The organism is Streptomyces sp. CNB091, from assembly GCF_000377965.1.
In genome coordinates, this window is the sequence record NZ_KB899009.1 from 151318 (window position 1) to 168390 (window position 17073).

At 71.7% G+C, this 17073-nt stretch carries 16 protein-coding genes; 13 read left to right on the forward strand and 3 right to left on the reverse strand.

The window, feature by feature from the left end:
- Positions 1-227 precede the first annotated feature (227 nt).
- Positions 228-998, forward strand: a complete 771-nt coding sequence (locus tag D581_RS0130425; protein ID WP_486585895.1) for an ABC transporter ATP-binding protein — start codon at positions 228-230, stop codon at positions 996-998.
- Positions 991-1737 (forward strand): ABC transporter permease, encoded by a 747-nt coding sequence (locus D581_RS0130430; RefSeq protein WP_018960907.1) that lies wholly within the window; start codon positions 991-993, stop codon positions 1735-1737. Before D581_RS0130425 ends, D581_RS0130430 begins: the two co-directional genes overlap by 8 nt.
- 131 nt (positions 1738-1868) lie before the next feature.
- Here D581_RS0130430 and D581_RS0130435 read toward each other — a convergent pair whose 3' ends face one another.
- Entirely contained in the window at positions 1869-2903 is a 1035-nt protein-coding gene (locus D581_RS0130435) for a hypothetical protein (RefSeq protein WP_026291051.1), read from the reverse strand.
- A 349-nt stretch (positions 2904-3252) separates the two neighbouring features.
- On the opposite strand from D581_RS0130435, the gene D581_RS0130445 reads away from it, so the two are divergent.
- A complete protein-coding gene (locus D581_RS0130445) occupies positions 3253-3573 on the forward strand; it encodes a Rieske (2Fe-2S) protein (RefSeq protein WP_003967571.1) in 321 nt (106 codons plus the stop codon).
- A gap of 123 nt (positions 3574-3696) precedes the next feature.
- Here D581_RS0130445 and D581_RS0130450 read toward each other — a convergent pair whose 3' ends face one another.
- Positions 3697-4098: a pyridoxamine 5'-phosphate oxidase family protein gene (locus D581_RS0130450; protein WP_018960910.1), complete on the reverse strand. Its 402-nt coding sequence runs from the start codon at positions 4096-4098 to the stop codon at positions 3697-3699.
- A gap of 142 nt (positions 4099-4240) precedes the next feature.
- Between D581_RS0130450 and clpB the strand changes: the two genes are divergently transcribed.
- The gene (gene clpB / locus D581_RS0130455) at positions 4241-6826 is read left to right on the forward strand and encodes an ATP-dependent chaperone ClpB (protein WP_018960911.1); all 2586 of its coding nucleotides are present in this window, start codon (positions 4241-4243) and stop codon (positions 6824-6826) included.
- A 221-nt stretch (positions 6827-7047) separates the two neighbouring features.
- A complete protein-coding gene (locus tag D581_RS0130460) occupies positions 7048-7593 on the forward strand; it encodes a type III secretion system chaperone family protein (RefSeq protein WP_018960912.1) in 546 nt (181 codons plus the stop codon).
- A gap of 66 nt (positions 7594-7659) precedes the next feature.
- On the opposite strand, the gene D581_RS0130465 is transcribed toward D581_RS0130460, so the two are convergent.
- A complete protein-coding gene (locus tag D581_RS0130465) occupies positions 7660-8856 on the reverse strand; it encodes a pyridoxal phosphate-dependent aminotransferase (RefSeq protein ID WP_026291052.1) in 1197 nt (398 codons plus the stop codon).
- Between the two features lie 137 nt (positions 8857-8993).
- Here D581_RS0130465 and D581_RS0130470 point away from each other — a divergent pair, with 137 nt between their 5' ends.
- From D581_RS0130470 to D581_RS0130510, 8 genes are all read left to right on the forward strand, one after another.
- Positions 8994-9269, forward strand: coding sequence for a hypothetical protein (locus D581_RS0130470; RefSeq protein WP_032753281.1), 276 nt, complete (start codon positions 8994-8996; stop codon positions 9267-9269).
- Between the two features lie 391 nt (positions 9270-9660).
- Positions 9661-10182, forward strand: coding sequence for a DUF2617 family protein (locus tag D581_RS0130480; RefSeq protein WP_018960916.1), 522 nt, complete (start codon positions 9661-9663; stop codon positions 10180-10182).
- Between the two features lie 67 nt (positions 10183-10249).
- On the forward strand, positions 10250-11848 hold the full coding sequence (locus D581_RS0130485) for a polyamine aminopropyltransferase (protein ID WP_018960917.1): 1599 nt from the start codon (positions 10250-10252) through the stop codon (positions 11846-11848).
- A 173-nt stretch (positions 11849-12021) separates the two neighbouring features.
- Positions 12022-13053 (forward strand): SRPBCC domain-containing protein, encoded by a 1032-nt coding sequence (locus D581_RS0130490; protein WP_063738223.1) that lies wholly within the window; start codon positions 12022-12024, stop codon positions 13051-13053.
- Positions 13054-13184: 131 nt separating this feature from the next.
- A complete protein-coding gene (locus D581_RS0130495) occupies positions 13185-13991 on the forward strand; it encodes an aldose epimerase family protein (protein WP_018960919.1) in 807 nt (268 codons plus the stop codon).
- Between the two features lie 48 nt (positions 13992-14039).
- Positions 14040-14579, forward strand: coding sequence for an orotate phosphoribosyltransferase (gene pyrE / locus D581_RS0130500; RefSeq protein WP_026291053.1), 540 nt, complete (start codon positions 14040-14042; stop codon positions 14577-14579).
- A 165-nt stretch (positions 14580-14744) separates the two neighbouring features.
- The gene (fbaA, locus tag D581_RS0130505; RefSeq protein WP_018960921.1) at positions 14745-15776 is read left to right on the forward strand and encodes a class II fructose-bisphosphate aldolase; all 1032 of its coding nucleotides are present in this window, start codon (positions 14745-14747) and stop codon (positions 15774-15776) included.
- A gap of 132 nt (positions 15777-15908) precedes the next feature.
- On the forward strand, positions 15909-17072 hold the full coding sequence (locus D581_RS0130510) for a MalY/PatB family protein (protein ID WP_018960922.1): 1164 nt from the start codon (positions 15909-15911) through the stop codon (positions 17070-17072).
- Position 17073: the final 1 nt, after the last annotated feature.

Genomic DNA, 17073 nt, shown 5'->3' on the forward strand with positions numbered 1-17073 from the left:
CGGCGGAGACCCGGCAGGCGCGGGTGCGATGCCGCCCGGCAGGCCGGCGGCTCCGGTCCGTGGCCACCGGGTTCCGTGGCCGCCGTGTCCCGTGGCCGCCCGGTCCATGGCCGCGCTCGGTGGCCGCGTGATCCGTATGGGCTCTCCCGCCTCCCCCTCCCCCCCGCCTCCTCCCTCCTCACGACGACGGAACCCCCATGACCGAACAGCAGGACAGGACAGAACACGTGCGACCAGAACATCCGCCCCGGGCAGGCGGCAGCGTCGTCTTCTCCAACGTGACGAAGACGTTCGGCGGCCAGAGGGCACTCGACGACGTCAGCTTCGCGCTGCGGCCGGGCAAGGTCACCGGTCTGCTCGGCCCCAACGGCGCGGGCAAGAGCACGCTGCTGCGGATCCTGCTCGGGCTGGCCCGCCCCGACGCGGGGACCGCGCAGGTCCTGGGCGGGCAGCCGCTGTCCGCTCCGGAGCGGGCGCAGCGGGTCGGCGTGGTCATGGACGCGATCGGCTTCCACCCGCGCGTGACGGTCCGCCGCCAGCTGGAGATCTCGGCCCGCTCCCTGGGGCTGTCGTCCTCGCGCATCGCCGAGGTGATCGAGCAGGTCGGTCTTGACGGCGCGGAGCGCAAGAGGGTGAAGGCGTGCTCCACCGGTATGCGACAGCGGCTCGCGCTCGCCGTCGCGCTGCTTCCCGATCCCGGGCTCCTCATCCTGGACGAGCCGTTGAACGGTCTCGATCCGGACGGAATTCGCTGGATGCGCCGCCTCGTCGAGCGCTCCGCCGCCGAGGGGCGGACCGTGCTGATCGCCAGTCACCTGCTGTCCGAGGTCGAGCAGAGCGTCGATGACGTGGTCGTGCTGCGCCGCTCGGTGCTGTTCACGGGGTCCCTCCAGGAGCTGGTGCGGCGCGGCGGGGGACGGCTGGAGGACGCCTACTTCGCACTCGTCGAGGGCACGGGCGCGGGCGCCGCGTCCCGTTCGGAGGTCACCCATGCCTGAGGTCCTGCGTAACCAGCTCTCCGCGGAACTGCTCAAACTCCGCTCGGGCGTGGCGCTCACCGTGCTGCTTCTGGTCGCCCTGGTCTTCTGCGCACTGGGGCAGTTCGGCCTCGTGTACGCGGAGGCCGACCCCGCGTCCGCCGGGGCCGGGCTCACCGGGAGCATCGTCGGCCTCGGCGCGTCCGCCGCCCTCTTCGCGGGGCTCTTCGGCGCCCTGCACGTCACCAACGAGTTCAGTTCCGGTGCGATCGGCCGCACGGTCCTGTACGCGCCCGGACGTTCCTCGGTCGTCACCGCCAAGCTGCTGGCCACGGCCCTGTCCGGCCTGCTCTTCGGCGTCGCGGCGGTCGTGGGGGCCTTCGCCGTCGGCCGTACGGCCCTCGCGGCGAGGGGCGCCGATCTCGCCGTGGACGGGGCGACCTGGACGACCGCCGCCGCCGTCCTGACCATCTGCACCCTGGCTGGCCCGTGGGGCGCGGCGGTCGGGTTCGTCGTGCGCAGCCGGCTCGCCGCGGTTCTCGGCCTGGTCGTGTGGGGCACCCTCGGCCAGGTGCTGGTCCTCGGTCAGCTCCCGGAGGTGGGCCGGTTCCTTCCCGAGGGGGCGCAGTACGCCCTGCTCGGTGACACGTCGGCCTTCCCGGAGGCCCTGGCGGCCCCGTTCGGTCTGCTGCTGATCGTGGGGTGGACGGCGGCCGCGTCCCTCGTGGGCGGCCGGCTCTTCATCCGCCGCGACGTCTGAGGCTGCGGCACGCGTACGGCCGGACGCACCCCCGGCCGTGCCCCCGGGCGGTCGTGACGCACCCCCGGCCGTGCCCCGGGCGGGGGTGGCGCGCCCCTGCCCGTGCCCCCTGGTGGTCGTGGCGGGCGCGGTCAGGCTCCCGGCTCGGGGGTGAGCGCGTGATCGGGGCCTGATTCCAGGATTCCGGATCGTGCGATCAGGTAGCCGAGCTGGGCCCGGCTGTTGCTGCCGAGCGCGACGCTGAGTTTGGCGATGTGCGACCGGCAGGTGCGGACGTTCATGCCGAGGCGGCGGGCGATGGCCTCGTCGACGTGGCCCTCGACGAGCAGCTTGGCGATCGAATGTCTCACTCCGGAGATGCCGTCCGTCGTGGAGTCGTACGGAATCTGCTCCTGGAGGGGTACCGCGCGGTGCCAGAACTGTTCGAAGACCTTGGCGAGGTACTCCACGATGCCGGGGTGTCGCAGCTCAAGGGCTACGGTGCGGTCGTCGGTCGCCGGTATGAAGGCGACGGTGCGGTCGAAGATCATGAGGCGCTCTATCAGCTCCTCGAGTGTTCGGATCTCCACCTTGCTCTCGGCCATTCGGGCCGCGTAATTGAGGGTTCCATGGCTGTGGCGGACGGTGTGCTGGTACAGAGTGCGCATGCCGACGCCACGTTCCGTGAGCATCTGGCCGCGTTCCATGGCGATGGTGAGCGCGTTCTCGCTGCGCCCGCCGCCCGGCTGAATGGTGAGGACTTCCGAACGGCACTCGGCGAGGGCGAGTTCGATCGAGGCGTTGATGCGGCCGATGCCTTCGAGGACCGTGATGGCGTGTGTGGTCGGCGGAGCCTGGGCACTGATCGCCATGAAGGGTTCGAACGCCTCGGTGAGCTCCACCGAGAGCCGCCTTCGGTCCTGGATCTCCCGCTCGATCGGGTGGAGCCGCTGCGTGAGCGCCGCGGACGGCGGCACCGGCCGTAGCCAGGTGGGGTCGTCGGGATCGGGATGGAGCAGGGCGAATTCCAGCAGGCACGGAGCGTCTTCCGCCTCGACGCGAGCTATTTTGCCCACACTCAGCGCACTGGCGTAGACCCGTGCTCCCTCGTCACACAAGGCACTAACCGAGTGGGGATGTACCGCTTTAGTACTGTCTGTGGTCAATTCTCCACCCCCCAGGAACATGAATCAGCAGGAACATGATGCATCGCTTCTGTGGCGTTGACGTGCCTGGATGGGTCATCGTCTTGTTCTGCGGGGGAGAGGAAACCTTGGAAGTGAGGACGAAGCCCATCATGAGTAACAAAACGCTTCGCTCGGTGCTTGCTGTTGCCTTCTCCGTTGGGCTGACGACCGGGGCGCTGAGTGTTCTTGACCTCGTTGAGGGCGGCGTGACCCACGGTACGGCCGGCGCACAGGTGCAGGCCGCTCCGCCTCCGGACCTGGCCTGGGACTCCATGCCCGCACGGGCGACGGGGGCGGAAGCAGCCCCCGCGTCGCTGTCGGAGGACGCCCCTGCCGCACGGGGCCGGGTATGAGCACCCCGCCGGACGATCGGACCTTCCGGCGCGAGATGGCGACCGCCTATCGCTCAGGGTGGCATTTCATCGATCTGCTCACGGCCCTCCCCCGCCGTGGCGACTCGTTGATGGTCACCCTGTTCGGAGAGCCGATCGTCGTGGTGATGGAAGAGGACGAGGACGTCCGCGCCTATCGCTGTCTCCGTCGGCCGCGCGGTGCGCCGCAGCCGGTCCGCTGTGCCGTCAGGTACGGCATGATCTTCGTCAATCTCGATCAGCGGGACCATGAGCTGTTCGACGCAGAACCACTTTCCGCCACCCCCCGCAGTGCCTGAGCGATTCCCCCGTCGTCACCTATCGCTCCGGCGCTTCCCCCACACAGCGGCGCCACCGTGACCTGAACACGGTGGCGCCGTTGTGCTGTTCCCGTACGGGGGCGGCGTCCGGGGAACCGTGGGTCAGGCCTTGCCGAGCGCCCGGTCGAGGGTGATCTCGATGACGACCCGGGTCGGGTTGATGCGCGGGGCGCGGCCGTAGCGCGCCTCGTGACGGGCTTCCGCGTCCGCGACGGCCTCCGGCTCCGTACGGATGACCGCGAGGCCCTCCAGGGTCGCCCAGCGGGCCCTGTCGATCTGGCAGACGGCCACGCGCGCCCCGCCGGGACCGGCGGCCCGGATGTTGGCGACCTTGCGGCTGCCCCCGTCGGTGATCACGCGCGCCACCCCGGCCTCCGGGTCGTACGTCACGCACACCGGCACCACGTGAGGCGTGCCGTCCGGGCGGGGGGTCGTCAGGGTGGAGAGGTGACTCTCGCGCCAGAACGCGGCGTATGCGGGAGTGGGGTGGTGTACGTCTGCCATGGGGGCAGCGTACGAGGCCGGTCTTCGGGTGCCCGCAGCGCGTGCGCGCAACGCCTTGAGTGGAATAGACTCAACTTTGTGTACGTTAATTGAGTCAACGAAGCACGTACGACCCACCAGCTGCGAGGAGGAGTGACCACACGTGGACGCCGAGCTGACCAACAAGAGCCGGGACGCCATCAACGCGGCCACCAGCAGGGCCGTGAAGGACGGACACGCGGATCTGACCCCGGGGCACCTGCTCCTCGCGCTGCTGGAGGGCCAGGACAACGAGAACGTCATCGACCTGCTGGCCGCCGTCGAGGCCGACCAGGCCGCGGTGCGGGGCGGGACCGAGCGGCTGCTCGGGGGCCTGCCCAGCGTCACCGGCTCCACCGTCGCCCCGCCGGCGCCCAACCGCGAGCTGCTGGCCGTCATCCAGGACGCCGCCCAGCGGGCCCAGGAGCTGGGCGACGACTACATCTCCACCGAGCACCTGCTGATCGGCATCGCGGCCAAGGGCGGCCGTGCCGGTGAGATCCTCGACGGGCAGGGCGCCAGTGCGAAGAAGCTGCTGGCCGCTTTCGAGACGAGCAGGGGAGGGCGCCGGGTGACCACACCCGACCCGGAGGGCCAGTACAAGGCCCTGGAGAAGTTCGGCACCGACTTCACGGCCGCCGCGCGCGAGGGCAAGCTGGACCCGGTCATCGGCCGCGACCAGGAGATCCGCCGCGTCGTGCAGGTGCTGTCGCGCCGGACGAAGAACAACCCCGTGCTCATCGGGGAGCCCGGCGTCGGCAAGACCGCCGTCGTCGAGGGGCTCGCCCAGCGCATCGTCAAGGGCGACGTTCCCGAGAGCCTGAAGAACAAGCGGCTCGTCTCGCTGGACCTCGGCGCGATGGTCGCCGGCGCGAAGTACCGCGGCGAGTTCGAGGAGCGCCTGAAGACCGTCCTCTCCGAGATCAAGGAGAGCGACGGCCGGATCATCACGTTCATCGACGAACTGCACACCGTCGTCGGCGCGGGCGCCGGCGGCGACTCCGCCATGGACGCGGGCAACATGCTCAAGCCGATGCTGGCCCGCGGCGAGCTGCGCATGGTCGGCGCGACCACGCTCGACGAGTACCGCGAGCGCATCGAGAAGGACCCCGCCCTGGAGCGGCGCTTCCAGCAGGTGCTGGTCGCCGAGCCCTCCGTCGAGGACACCATCGCGATCCTGCGCGGGCTCAAGGGCCGCTACGAGGCCCACCACAAGGTGCAGATCGCGGACTCGGCGCTGGTGGCCGCCGCCACCCTCTCCGACCGCTACATCACCTCCCGCTTCCTCCCCGACAAGGCCATCGACCTCGTCGACGAGGCGGCCTCCCGGCTCCGGATGGAGATCGACTCCTCGCCGCTGGAGATCGACGAACTCCAGCGCTCCGTCGACCGGTTGCGCATGGAGGAGCTGGCTCTCAAGAACGAGTCCGACGCCGCCTCCAAGGAGCGGCTGGAGAAGCTGCGCCGCGACCTCGCCGACAAGGAGGAGGAGCTGCGCGGCCTCAACGCCCGCTGGGAGAAGGAGAAGCAGGGCCTCAACCGGGTCGGTGAGCTGAAGGAGCGCCTCGACGAGCTGCGGGGCCAGGCCGAACGCGCCCAGCGCGACGGTGACTTCGACGCTGCCTCCAAGCTGCTGTACGGGGAGATCCCGGGCCTGGAGCGGGAGCTGGAGGAGGCCGCCGAGGCGGAGCAGGAGGCCTCCAAGGACACCATGGTCAAGGAGGAGGTCGGCCCGGACGACATCGCGGACGTCGTCGGCGCCTGGACCGGCATCCCGGCCGGGCGGCTGCTGGAGGGCGAGACCCAGAAGCTGCTGCGGATGGAGTCCGAGCTGGGCAAGCGGCTGATCGGGCAGAGCGAGGCCGTGCAGGCCGTCTCCGACGCCGTACGCCGCACGCGGGCCGGGATCGCGGATCCCGACCGGCCCACCGGATCGTTCCTCTTCCTCGGGCCCACCGGCGTCGGCAAGACCGAGCTGGCCAAGGCGCTCGCGGACTTCCTGTTCGACGACGAGCGGGCCATGATCCGCATCGACATGAGCGAGTACGGCGAGAAGCACAGCGTCGCCCGTCTCGTCGGCGCCCCGCCCGGCTACGTCGGCTACGAGGAGGGCGGCCAGCTCACCGAGGCCGTCCGCCGCCGCCCGTACAGCGTCGTGCTGCTGGACGAGGTCGAGAAGGCCCACCCCGAGGTCTTCGACGTCCTGCTCCAGGTCCTCGACGACGGCCGGCTCACCGACGGCCAGGGCCGCACGGTCGACTTCCGCAACACCATCCTCGTCCTCACCTCCAACCTCGGCTCCCAGTTCCTGATGGACCCCCTGGTCAAGCCCGAGGTCAAGAAGCAGCAGGTGCTGGACGTGGTGCGGGCCTCCTTCAAGCCGGAGTTCATCAACCGGCTCGACGACCTGGTGGTCTTCTCCGCCCTGTCCGGCGACGAGCTCACGCACATCGCCGGGCTCCAGATCGACCGGCTGGCGAAGCGCCTCGCCGACCGCAGGCTCACCCTGGAGGTCACGCCGGAGGCGCTGGCCTGGCTCGCCGAGGAGGGCAACGACCCGGCGTACGGGGCGCGGCCGCTGCGCCGGCTCATCCAGAGCGCGATCGGCGACCGGCTCGCCAAGGAGATCCTGTCCGGCGAGGTCCGCGACGGTGACACCGTACGGGTGGAGCGGACGGAGGACGGGCTGATCGTCGGCCCCGCCGCGTAACGGCCTCCCGGGCGGGACCGTAACCGCCGGTCACGGAGTGTAGCGGCCCGTCGGTGGAGGGGAGGAGTGGAGGTCCGGCCCCTCCCCGGCCGACGCCCGGCGGATCGCGGCCGTCCCCACGCGCTGTCTGTCAGCTTGTGGCGGATCGGGGCCGCCCGGGCTTGCCATGCCCCGCCCGCCATGGGAGAGGATGGCCGTACTCGTCACGAAGGGAAATAACGGTGAGCATCGATCCGTCCTCGATTCCTAATTTCGGGGGCCAGCCCGAACCGCAGGCGGCAGGACCGGAGGGCCCCGTCGTCCCTGACCAGGACCTCGTCAAGCAGCTCCTCGACCAGATGGAGCTGAAGTACGTCGTCGACGACGAGGGCGACCTCGCGGCGCCGTGGGAAGAGTTCCGGACGTACTTCATGTTCCGGGGCGAGGACGAGCAGCAGGTCTTCTCGGTCCGCACGTTCTACGACCGCCCCCACGACCTCGACCAGCGTCCCGTCCTGCTGGACGCCATCGACGACTGGAACCGCCGCACCCTGTGGCCCAAGGTCTACACCCACGCCCACGAGGGCGAGGAGGGCGAGGCGGGTTCCGTCCGGCTGATCGGTGAGGCGCAGATGCTCATCGGCACCGGCGTCAGCCTGGAGCACTTCGTCTCCTCGACGGTGAGCTGGGTCCGCGCCTCGATCGAGTTCGACAAGTGGCTCGTCGAGCGCCTCGGCATCCAGCCCGCCGAGGACAAGCCGGAGGGCGAGGAGCCCGCGGGCGCCTGAACCACGGCCCACGGCAGCGGCCCGGGCAAGCGGTCACCATGACCGCCGCCCGGGCCGTCTCCGTGCTCAGCCCAGCCGGGCCAGGCGCTCCACCGCCTCCTCCAGGACCTCGTCCTTCTTGCAGAAGGTGAAGCGGACCTGGCTGCGGCCCGCCTCCGGATCGTCGTAGAAGACCGAGACCGGCACGGCCGCCACCCCGCAGCGTTCCGGGAGCGCGCGGCAGAAGGCGCCCGCGTCCTCGTCGCCGAACGGGGAGATGTCGGTGGTGATGAAGTACGTCCCCTCCGGCTCGTACACCCGGAAGCCCGCGGCGCGCAGCCCCTTCGCCAGCAGGTCCCGCTTGCGGCGCATGCCCTCCCGGAAGTCGGTGAAGAAGGCGTCGGGCAGGGCGAGCGCCTCGGCGATCGCGTACTGGAACGGGCCCCCGCTGACGAAGGTCAGATACTGCTTCGCCGCGCGGACGGCGGCCACCAGCGGCGCGTCCCCGGTGACCCAGCCGATCTTCCAGCCGGTGTACGAGAACGTCTTGCCCGAGGAGGAGATCGACACCGTGCGCCCGCGCATCCCGGGGAGCGCGGCGATCGGGTGGTGCGCCCCCGCGAAGATCAGGTGCTCGTACACCTCGTCGGTGATCACCAGCAGATCGTGTTCCACCGCGAGGGCCGCGATCCCGGCCAGCTCGTCGGGGGTGAGCACCGTGCCGGTCGGGTTGTGCGGGGTGTTCAGGAGCAGCAGGCGGGTGCGCGGGGTGATCAGGGTGCGCAGTTCGTCGAGGTCCGGGCGGAAGTCCGGGGCGCGCAGGGTGAGCGGTACGCGCTGTGCGCCCGCCATGGCGATGCAGGCGGCGTACGAGTCGTAGTACGGCTCAAAGGCGATGACCTCGTCGCCCGGTTCGAGGAGGGCGAGCAGCGAGGCGGCGATCGCCTCGGTGGCGCCGGTCGTCACCAGGACCTCCGTCTCCGGGGACCAGGTCAGGCCGTAGAAGCGTTCCTGGTGGGCGGCGACGGCGGTGCGCAGCTCCGGGACGCCGGGGCCCGGCGGGTACTGGTTGCCGTGCCCGGCGCGCAGCGCCCGGACCGCCGCCTCCCGGATCTCCTCGGGGCCGTCGGTGTCGGGGAAGCCCTGGCCGAGGTTGATGGAGCCGGTCCGCACAGCCAGCGCGGACATCTCCGCGAAAATCGTCGTGCCGAATGAGGCGAGGTGGCGGTTGAGCAGTGGCCGCCCCTCTGCCGGGGTTCCCTGGGTCGCTCGTCCCTGTGTCATGGGTGCCATCCTGGGCCGAAGCTCTGGAGTTGCTCAAGTCCGCTTTGGCGCGCGGAGGACCGGGGAATCCCCCTGTCACTACAACGGGGAAGCGGTGGGGGACCCCGCTTCGGGGGAAGGAAAGGCGGGTGGGGAGCATGAGCGTCTTCAGCGCGGTGCTGGTCGCCGTGGTCGTCATCGGAGCGCTGCTGGCCGGTCTGCGGGTCACCGGCGGGCGCGGACCGGCCAAGCCGCGCGTCGGGCGCCGGCGCTCCGCGAGCGGGGCCTCCGCCGACGGTGGAGGCGGCTCCGGCGGCTGGTGGTCGGGGGGCGACTCCGGCGGCGACGGCTCCGGCGGGCACTCCTGCGGCGGCGGCTCGTCGTGCGGCGGAGGCGGAGGCGGCGGGGGCGGTTGCGGTGGGGGCGGCAGCTGAGCGGGCCGTCGGTGCACAGTCACCGAAAGTGACATGACGCCGGGCGTCCGGGGGGTGAACTCCCTCCGGGCGCTCTTTTGTTGAGCGACGCGGATCTGTTGGACGACGCGGATCTGTTGGACGACGCGGATCTGTTGGGCGACGCGGGTCTGTTGAGCGACGCGGACATTTTTGGTTGAACAAGTGAACCGGTGGGCCCCCGGGGGGATGGAAACCACGGCAAGTTGGGCGAAAGCGCTGTGAGTGGGCGTACTTCGTGATTCCCTCGTTGAAGAGAACAATCAGCCCTCGGACCCCAGTTGGACCAGATCGGGCGCTCCCCACCTCCCACGTGCGGCAACTCGGGGCGTCCTGCTGTCCATGCGTCCATGTGTGTTTGCGGAGCCCACCCATGCTCACCACTCTCCAGACGGCCTATTCCGATACCCGCGCCGCCGACCTGGCCTGGATGCTGGGGCGGGAGCCGCTGCCCGCCCTGGCGGTCCTCGATCTCCAGCTCGGCGGCGCCGAACTCCAGTTGAGGCTGCTCGGCGCCTCCCATCAGGTCCTCCTCCAGGAGGACCGCGGCGTCTGCTCCGAGACCGTGGCCTGTATGCCCGGCAGCAGCACCCCCCTGCCCCTCGGCGTCGCGAAGCGGCTCGGGGAGTGGGAGTACGAATTCGCGGCGCGCGTCGAGACCCTGACGCAGGGCCAGTTCGCCGGACGGGCACAGGAGTTGCTCGCCCTGGTGAGCGACCATCCGCACGGTCTGGTGGGCACCTTCCCCGGCAGCCCGTACGCCTTCACCGCGATGCTCGCCCAGCGCACCGAGGGCCAGGTGCGGTGGCGCACCTGGCACGCGTACCCGCAGGAAGGGCAGTTGGTGATGACCCGGACCAGGGTGGGGGTGCGCATTCCCGCGCCCGCGGCCTGACCAGCAGGGGCACTTACACCCGTGTGGGTGACAGGCTGCGCTGGTGCGGTGACGTAGCGTTCGCATCATGATCGACCAGCAGATGTCGCTGCGAGGGGGCGCGGCGCGGCTTCCCGTACGGCCGAGGACCGGCCGGTTCCTCGTGCTGGCCGCGGTCTTCGTCTGCGCCGCCTGCGGTCTCGTCTACGAGCTCGAACTGGTCGCCCTAGCCTCTTACTTGATCGGCGATTCGGTCACCCAGGCCTCCGTCGTGCTCTCCGTGATGGTGTTCGCCATGGGTATCGGGTCCCTTCTCGCGAAACGTTTGCGCTGCCGCGCCGCCGTCGGTTTCGGGATGGTCGAGGCGGCCCTCGCGCTGATCGGCGGCTCCTCCGCGCTGGTGCTCTACGCCTCGTTCGCCTGGCTCGGCGACTCGCAGTACGCGCTGGTCGGGTTCTCGCTGGCGATCGGGGTGCTGATCGGCGCGGAGATCCCGCTGCTGATGACGTTGATCCAGCGCGTCGACCGGCAGGACGCGGGCGGCGCCGTCGCCGATCTCTTCGCCGCCGACTACGTGGGCGCGCTGGTCGGCGGGCTCGCGTTCCCGTTCCTGCTGCTGCCGGTGCTGGGGCAGCTGACCGGTGCGCTGTTCACCGGCGCGGTCAACGCGGCGGCGGGCGGCGCGCTGGTCCTGTGGGTGTTCCGGCGCGACCTCACCTCCCGTTCCCGGTGGCTCCTCGTCCTGGTCAACGGCGCGGTGATCGCGGTGCTGGCCACGGCCACGGTGCTGGTCGACGACTTCGAGCGGGCGGCGCGGCGCGCGGTCTACGGGGACCAGGTGCGCGTCGCCGTGCAGACCGGGGTGCAGGAGGTCGTCCTGACCGGCACCGACCGCGATTCCCTCGACCTCTATCTGGACGGCCGGCTGCGGGTCAGCGCCCGCGACGAGTACCGCTACCACGAGGCGCTGGTGCACCCCGCCATGAACGGGCCCCGCGCCCGCGTGCTCATCCTGGGCGGCGGCGACGGTCTGGCCGCCCGCGAGATGCTGCGTTACGAGGACGTCCGCTCGGTCACCGTCGTCGAGCCGGACCCGGCCGTCACCCGTCTGGCCCGTACGGACCCCGCGCTCTCCGAGCTGAACGACCACGCCTTCCGCGACCCCCGCGTCTCGGTGGTCGGGGCGGACGCGTTCACCTGGCTCCGGGCCGACCGGGGACGCTACGACGTGGTGATCTCCGACCTTCCGGACCCGGGCATCACCGCCAGTACGAAGCTGTACTCCGCCGAGTTCTACGGGCTGGTCGCGGAGGCCCTGGTCCCGGACGGGCGGCTCGTGGTGCACGCCGGGCCGCTGGGCGCCCGGCCGGGGACCTTCTGGACGGTGGAGGCCTCGGTGCGCGCGGGCGGCCTCGCGACCCGCCCGTACCGCGTCACCGGCCGGTACACGGGCCTCGCCGCGGGCCCGGACCGGGGCGGCGGCGAGGGCCGGGAGCGGGAGGACTGGGGCTTCCTCCTCGCCGGACCGGGCGTGGCTCCGCGGCTCGCCCTGGCCGCCGACGGGCCCGTACCGCGGTCGCTGGGCGGCCGGGAGCTGCGCGAGGGGGCGCGGGCGGCGGACGAAGCCCGGCTTCCCGGACTGGTTCCGTCGACGCTGACCCACCCGCGGTACTGGGAGGACGTGTGAGCGCGCCCAGAGGCACGGCCGGGGGCACGCCGAGGGGCGCGCCCGGGAGCACGCCGAGGGGTACGCCCGGGGCCTCCCCGGCGTGCGGCCCGGCGTGCGGCCGGCGTGCGGGCCCGGCTTTCGGTGGGCGGAACCGCTGACGTCCGGGCCGGGGCCGATTAGGCTCGGTTGCCATGGAGCATGAGGTGTTCGTTCCGGTTCCCGTCCCGACCCTGCTGCGCACGCTGAGCGATCCCGCCCGGGTCGCTCGCTGCGTCCCCGGCCTCCAGCAGGACGCCGACGCGTCGGCGTCGCCCCTGGCGGGCCGGCTGAAGCTGCGGGCCGGCGGCCACACCATCACCTACCGGGGCGAGCTGCGGCTCACCGGCCCGGAGGAGCCCGGCGGTTCGGGCGGGGCGCGCTTCTCGGTGACCGGGCGGGGTGTCGAGGCCCGGGGCGCCGGTGCGGTCGAGCTGGCTCTGACCATCGGGCTCACGGAGGCGGACGGCGGGACGGCGCTCGCCTACAGCGGCACCGCGAGCGGGGACGGGCGGCTGGTCGAGCTGGCGGAGGGCGCCGCGCTCGCGGCCGCCCACCGGCTCCTGGACCGTTTCACCCAGCAGCTGGTGACGGAGTCGCTGGCGGTGCGGGACGAGGACGCGGACGCGGGTGAGGCCGAGGCCGAGGCTGAGGCTGAGGCTGAGGGCCTGGACGGCGACGGCGACGGCGCGGTGGTCGCCGAGGGGCTCTCGGGCGATGAGGACGCGGCCGAGGGGGACGGAGGCGTCGGGAACGGAGGCGTCGGGAACGGAGGCGTCGGGAACGGAGGCGTCGGGAACGGAGGCGTCGGGAATGAAGGCGGTTCTTCCGGGGCCGGGACTGGGGCGGAGGCCGAGGGGGGCGAGCCCGGGGTGGAGGAGCCCGGGGTGGAGGAGTCCGGGTCCGTGTTCGACTCGCCCGTGCCGCCGCCCTCCCTCGACCCCGTCGCCGGCGTGGAGTTCACCGTTCCGGACGAACCGCCCGCCGAGGCCGCCCACGCCCGCCGCACCATGATCGGGCGCAGCGCCGAGGAGGTCGACCACGCGCCCCCTCGGGGCCGCTATGCCCCCGTGCCCTCCCCGGAGGCCGGCGGTGCGAGCACCACCCTGCGGTGGGTCGCCCCCGCCGCCGCCCTCGCGCTCGCCTCCGCCGTGGTGCTGAGCCGGGTGCTGCGACGCCGGAGGTAGCGGTCGCCGGTGGCGACGGTCACCGGTGGCATGGTGCCCGGTGGGATGGTCACCGGTGGCGACGGACGCCGGAGGCATGGTCCCCGGTGGCGGCGGGTGCCGGAGGCGGAGCGGGCCAGTAGGGTCGTCGGGTGAGCAGGAGCGAAGAGAACGTCAGGCTGACCGTCGGCGAAGCCGAGTTGACCGTCGACCCCGGGCACGGCTGCCGGATCAGCAGCCTGCGGATCGGGGGCGCCGAACTGCTCCGCCAGGGCGAGCGGTACGGCTGCTTCCCGATGGTGCCCTGGTGCGGGCGGACCGGGAACGGGGAGTTCCGCAACGGCGACGAGCTCCACCGGCTGCCGCTGAACTCCCCGCCGCACGCCATCCACGGCACCGGCCGCGACACCTCCTGGGAGCCGGCGTTCACGGCCGCCGACCTGGAGGAGGGGCGGGCCGCGTTCTACTACGACCTCGCCGAGCCCTGGCCGTACCGGGGCAGGGTGACGCAGACCTTCGAGCTGACCGGGGACGCGCTGACGCTGGGCCTCGCCGTCGAGACGTCACGCGACTCCTTCCCGGCCCAGGCCGGCTGGCATCCCTGGTTCCGCCGCACCCTCGACGGCGTGGCCGCCGAGCTCTCCTTCGACGCCGCCTGGCAGGAGGAACGCGGCGCGGACCATCTGCCCACCGGCCGTCGCATCGACCCCCTGCCCGGTCCGTGGGACGACTGCTTCGGCATGCCCGACGGTGTGGACGTGAAGCTCACCTGGCCGGAGCGGCTGGAGCTGACCGTGAAGAGCCGCAGCGAGTGGGTGGTCGTCTACGACGAGCAGGACGAGGCCGTCTGCGTCGAGCCGCAGTCCGGGCCGCCGAACGGGCTGAACACCGCGCCCCGGCTGGTGACCCCGATCGACCCGCTGGAGATGACGACGACCTGGAGCTGGACGCGGCTCTGAGCCGGTGCCCGGCGGTGGGCCGGTGCGGTACCGCTTACCCTCGTGGTCATGACTGACGTACGCGCTGACCTGCTCCAGCAGATCAAGGACAAGGCCGTGGTGCACGGCAAGGTGACCCTCTCCTCGGGGCTGGAAGCCGACTGGTACATCGACCTGCGCCGGATCACGCTGGACGGCAGGGCCGCGCCGCTGGTCGGCCAGGTCATGCTCGACGCCACCGCCGAGCTGGACTACGACTGCGTCGGCGGGCTGACCCTGGGCGCCGACCCGGTCGCCACGTCGATGCTGCACGCCTCCGCCGCCCGCGGCGAGAGCCTGGACGCGTTCGTCGTCCGCAAGGCGCAGAAGGCGCACGGGATGCAGCGCCGGATCGAGGGCGCCGACGTGAAGGGCCGCCGCTGCCTGGTCGTCGAGGACACCTCGACGACGGGCGGTTCGCCGCTGACCGCCGTCGAGGCGGTGCGCGAGGCGGGCGGCGAGGTCGTCGCCGTCGCCGTGATCGTCGAGCGCGGTGCCGCCCCGGCCATCGCCGAGGCCGGTCTGCCGTACATCCACGTCTACTCGGTGGCCGACCTCGACCTGGGCTGAGCGGCCGCCCGGCAGCCTCTGAGCCCGTGGCGGACGGTTTCACGTGAAACAGGGTCCGCCGAGTGGAGCCGGATGAGGAGTCTGGGAAGATGGGGGCGACGATGACGTCGCCCCCAGGTCAGGGACTCACAGCCTGCACACCCGCACATCCCAAGGAGCGGTCAGATGCCCATCGCAACCCCCGAGGCGTACGCCGAGATGCTCGACCGGGCAAAGGCGGGCAAGTTCGCCTACCCGGCCATCAACGTCACCTCGACCCAGACCCTGCACGCCGCCCTGCGCGGTTTCGCGGAGGCCGAGAGCGACGGCATCGTCCAGATCTCCACCGGCGGTGCGGAGTTCCTGGGCGGCCAGTACAACAAGGACATGGTCACGGGCGCGGTCGCCCTGGCGGAGTTCGCGCACATCGTCGCCGCGAAGTACGACGTCACCATCGCGCTGCACACCGACCACTGCCCCAAGGACAAGCTGGACGGTTACGTACGTCCGCTGCTCGACGTCTCCGCGGAGCGCGTCGCCAAGGGTCTGAACCCGCTGTTCCAGTCCCACATGTGGGACGGCTCGGCCGAGACCCTCGCCGACAACCTGGCCATCGGCCAGGAGCTGCTGGCCAAGGCCGCCGCCGCCAGGATCATCCTTGAGGTCGAGATCACCCCGACCGGCGGTGAGGAGGACGGCGTCACGCACGAGATCAACGACGAGCTGTACACGACCGTCGACGACGCGCTGCGCACCGCCGAGGCGCTCGGCCTGGGTGAGAAGGGCCGCTACCTGCTGGCCGCCTCCTTCGGCAACGTCCACGGCGTCTACAAGCCGGGCAACGTCGTGCTCCGTCCCGAGCTGCTGAAGGACCTCCAGGCGGGCGTCTCCGAGAAGTACGGCAAGCCGGCCGGCAGCCAGCCGTTCGACTTCGTCTTCCACGGCGGCTCGGGCTCCACCGCCGAGGAGATCGCCACCGCGCTGGAGAACGGCGTCGTGAAGATGAACCTCGACACCGACACCCAGTACGCCTTCACCCGCCCGGTCGTGGACCACGTGTTCCGCAACTACGACGGTGTCCTGAAGGTCGACGGCGAGGTCGGCAACAAGAAGACCTACGACCCCCGTACCTGGGGCAAGGCCGCCGAGGCGGGCATGGCCAAGCGCGTCACCGAGGCGTGCGGCCACCTGCGCTCCACGGGCACGAAGCTGAAGTAATCACCCGTCCGCACGGATGCACGGACGTACGGACGCACGTGTCGGGCCCGGTCCTCCTTCAGGGGGCCGGGCCCGCTGCCGTGCCAGGCCGTGCCGTGCCGTAAGAGACCAGAAGAGAGAAGAGGCGCCGCTGTGGGTGCGACTTACGATTTCGACACCGTCGTCGACCGCCGGGGCACCTGGTGCGTCCAGTGGGACGGGGTCGCTGACCGGTTCGGGGTCGACGGGCTGCTGCCGTTCACCATCTCCGACATGGACTTCGCCACGGCTCCCGAGGTCCTGGCCGCGCTCCGGGACCGTCTGGAACACGGGGTGTTCGGCTACACCACCTGGCAGCAGGACGACTTCCGCTCCGCGATAGCCCACTGGTACGCGACCCGGTACGACACCACGATCGACACCGGGCAGCTGGTCTACGGTCCGTCCGTGCTCAACCAGCTCTCCCAGCTGCTCCGGATGTGGACGGGAGAAGGGGACGGCGTCGTCGTCCACACCCCCACGTACGACGGCTTCCGCAAGGCGATCACCGGGCTCGGGCGCGAGCTGCGGGGGGTGCCGGTGGGGGACGAGGAGGCGCTGGAGCGCGAGCTGGCGCGGGCGGACGCGAAGGTGCTGGTCCTGTGCTCGCCGCACAACCCGACGGGGCGGGTGTGGACGGCCGACGAGCTGGCCCGGACGGCGGAGCTCGCGGAGCGGCACGGGGTCGCGGTGATCAGCGACGAGATCCACGCGGACTTCGTGCACGAGGAGCGGGTGGGGCGTGGCCATGTGCCGTGGACGCGGGTGGCGGGCGCCGGGCGCTGGGCCCTCATCTCCTCCGGGTCGAAGGCGTTCAACTTTCCGGCGCTGACCGGTTCGTACGGGCTGATCGGCGATCCGGCGGACCGGGCGGAGTACGTGCGCCGGATGGAGACGGGGGAGGGGCTGGCGTCGCCGGCCGTTCTGTCGTTGACCGCGCACATCGCGGCGTACCGGGAGGGAGCGGCGTGGCTGGACGCGGTACGGGCGTATGTGGCGGGGAACCTCGGTTACGTCGCGGAGCGGCTGGGCGAGGCCTTCCCCGAGCTGGGGTGGGCGCCGCCGCAGGCGGGGTACCTGGCCTGGATCGACCTGCGGCCGCTGGGAGTGGACGACGAGGCGTTGCAGCGGGTGCTGGTGGAGCGGGAAGGGGTGGCGATCATGGGGGGTGCCGTTTACGGGGCGCCCGGGTTCGTCCGGCTGAACGTGGGGTGTCCTCGGGAGAAGGTGGTGCGGGGGGTGTCGGCGTTGGTGCGGGCGGTGGGGGCCGTGCGGTAGG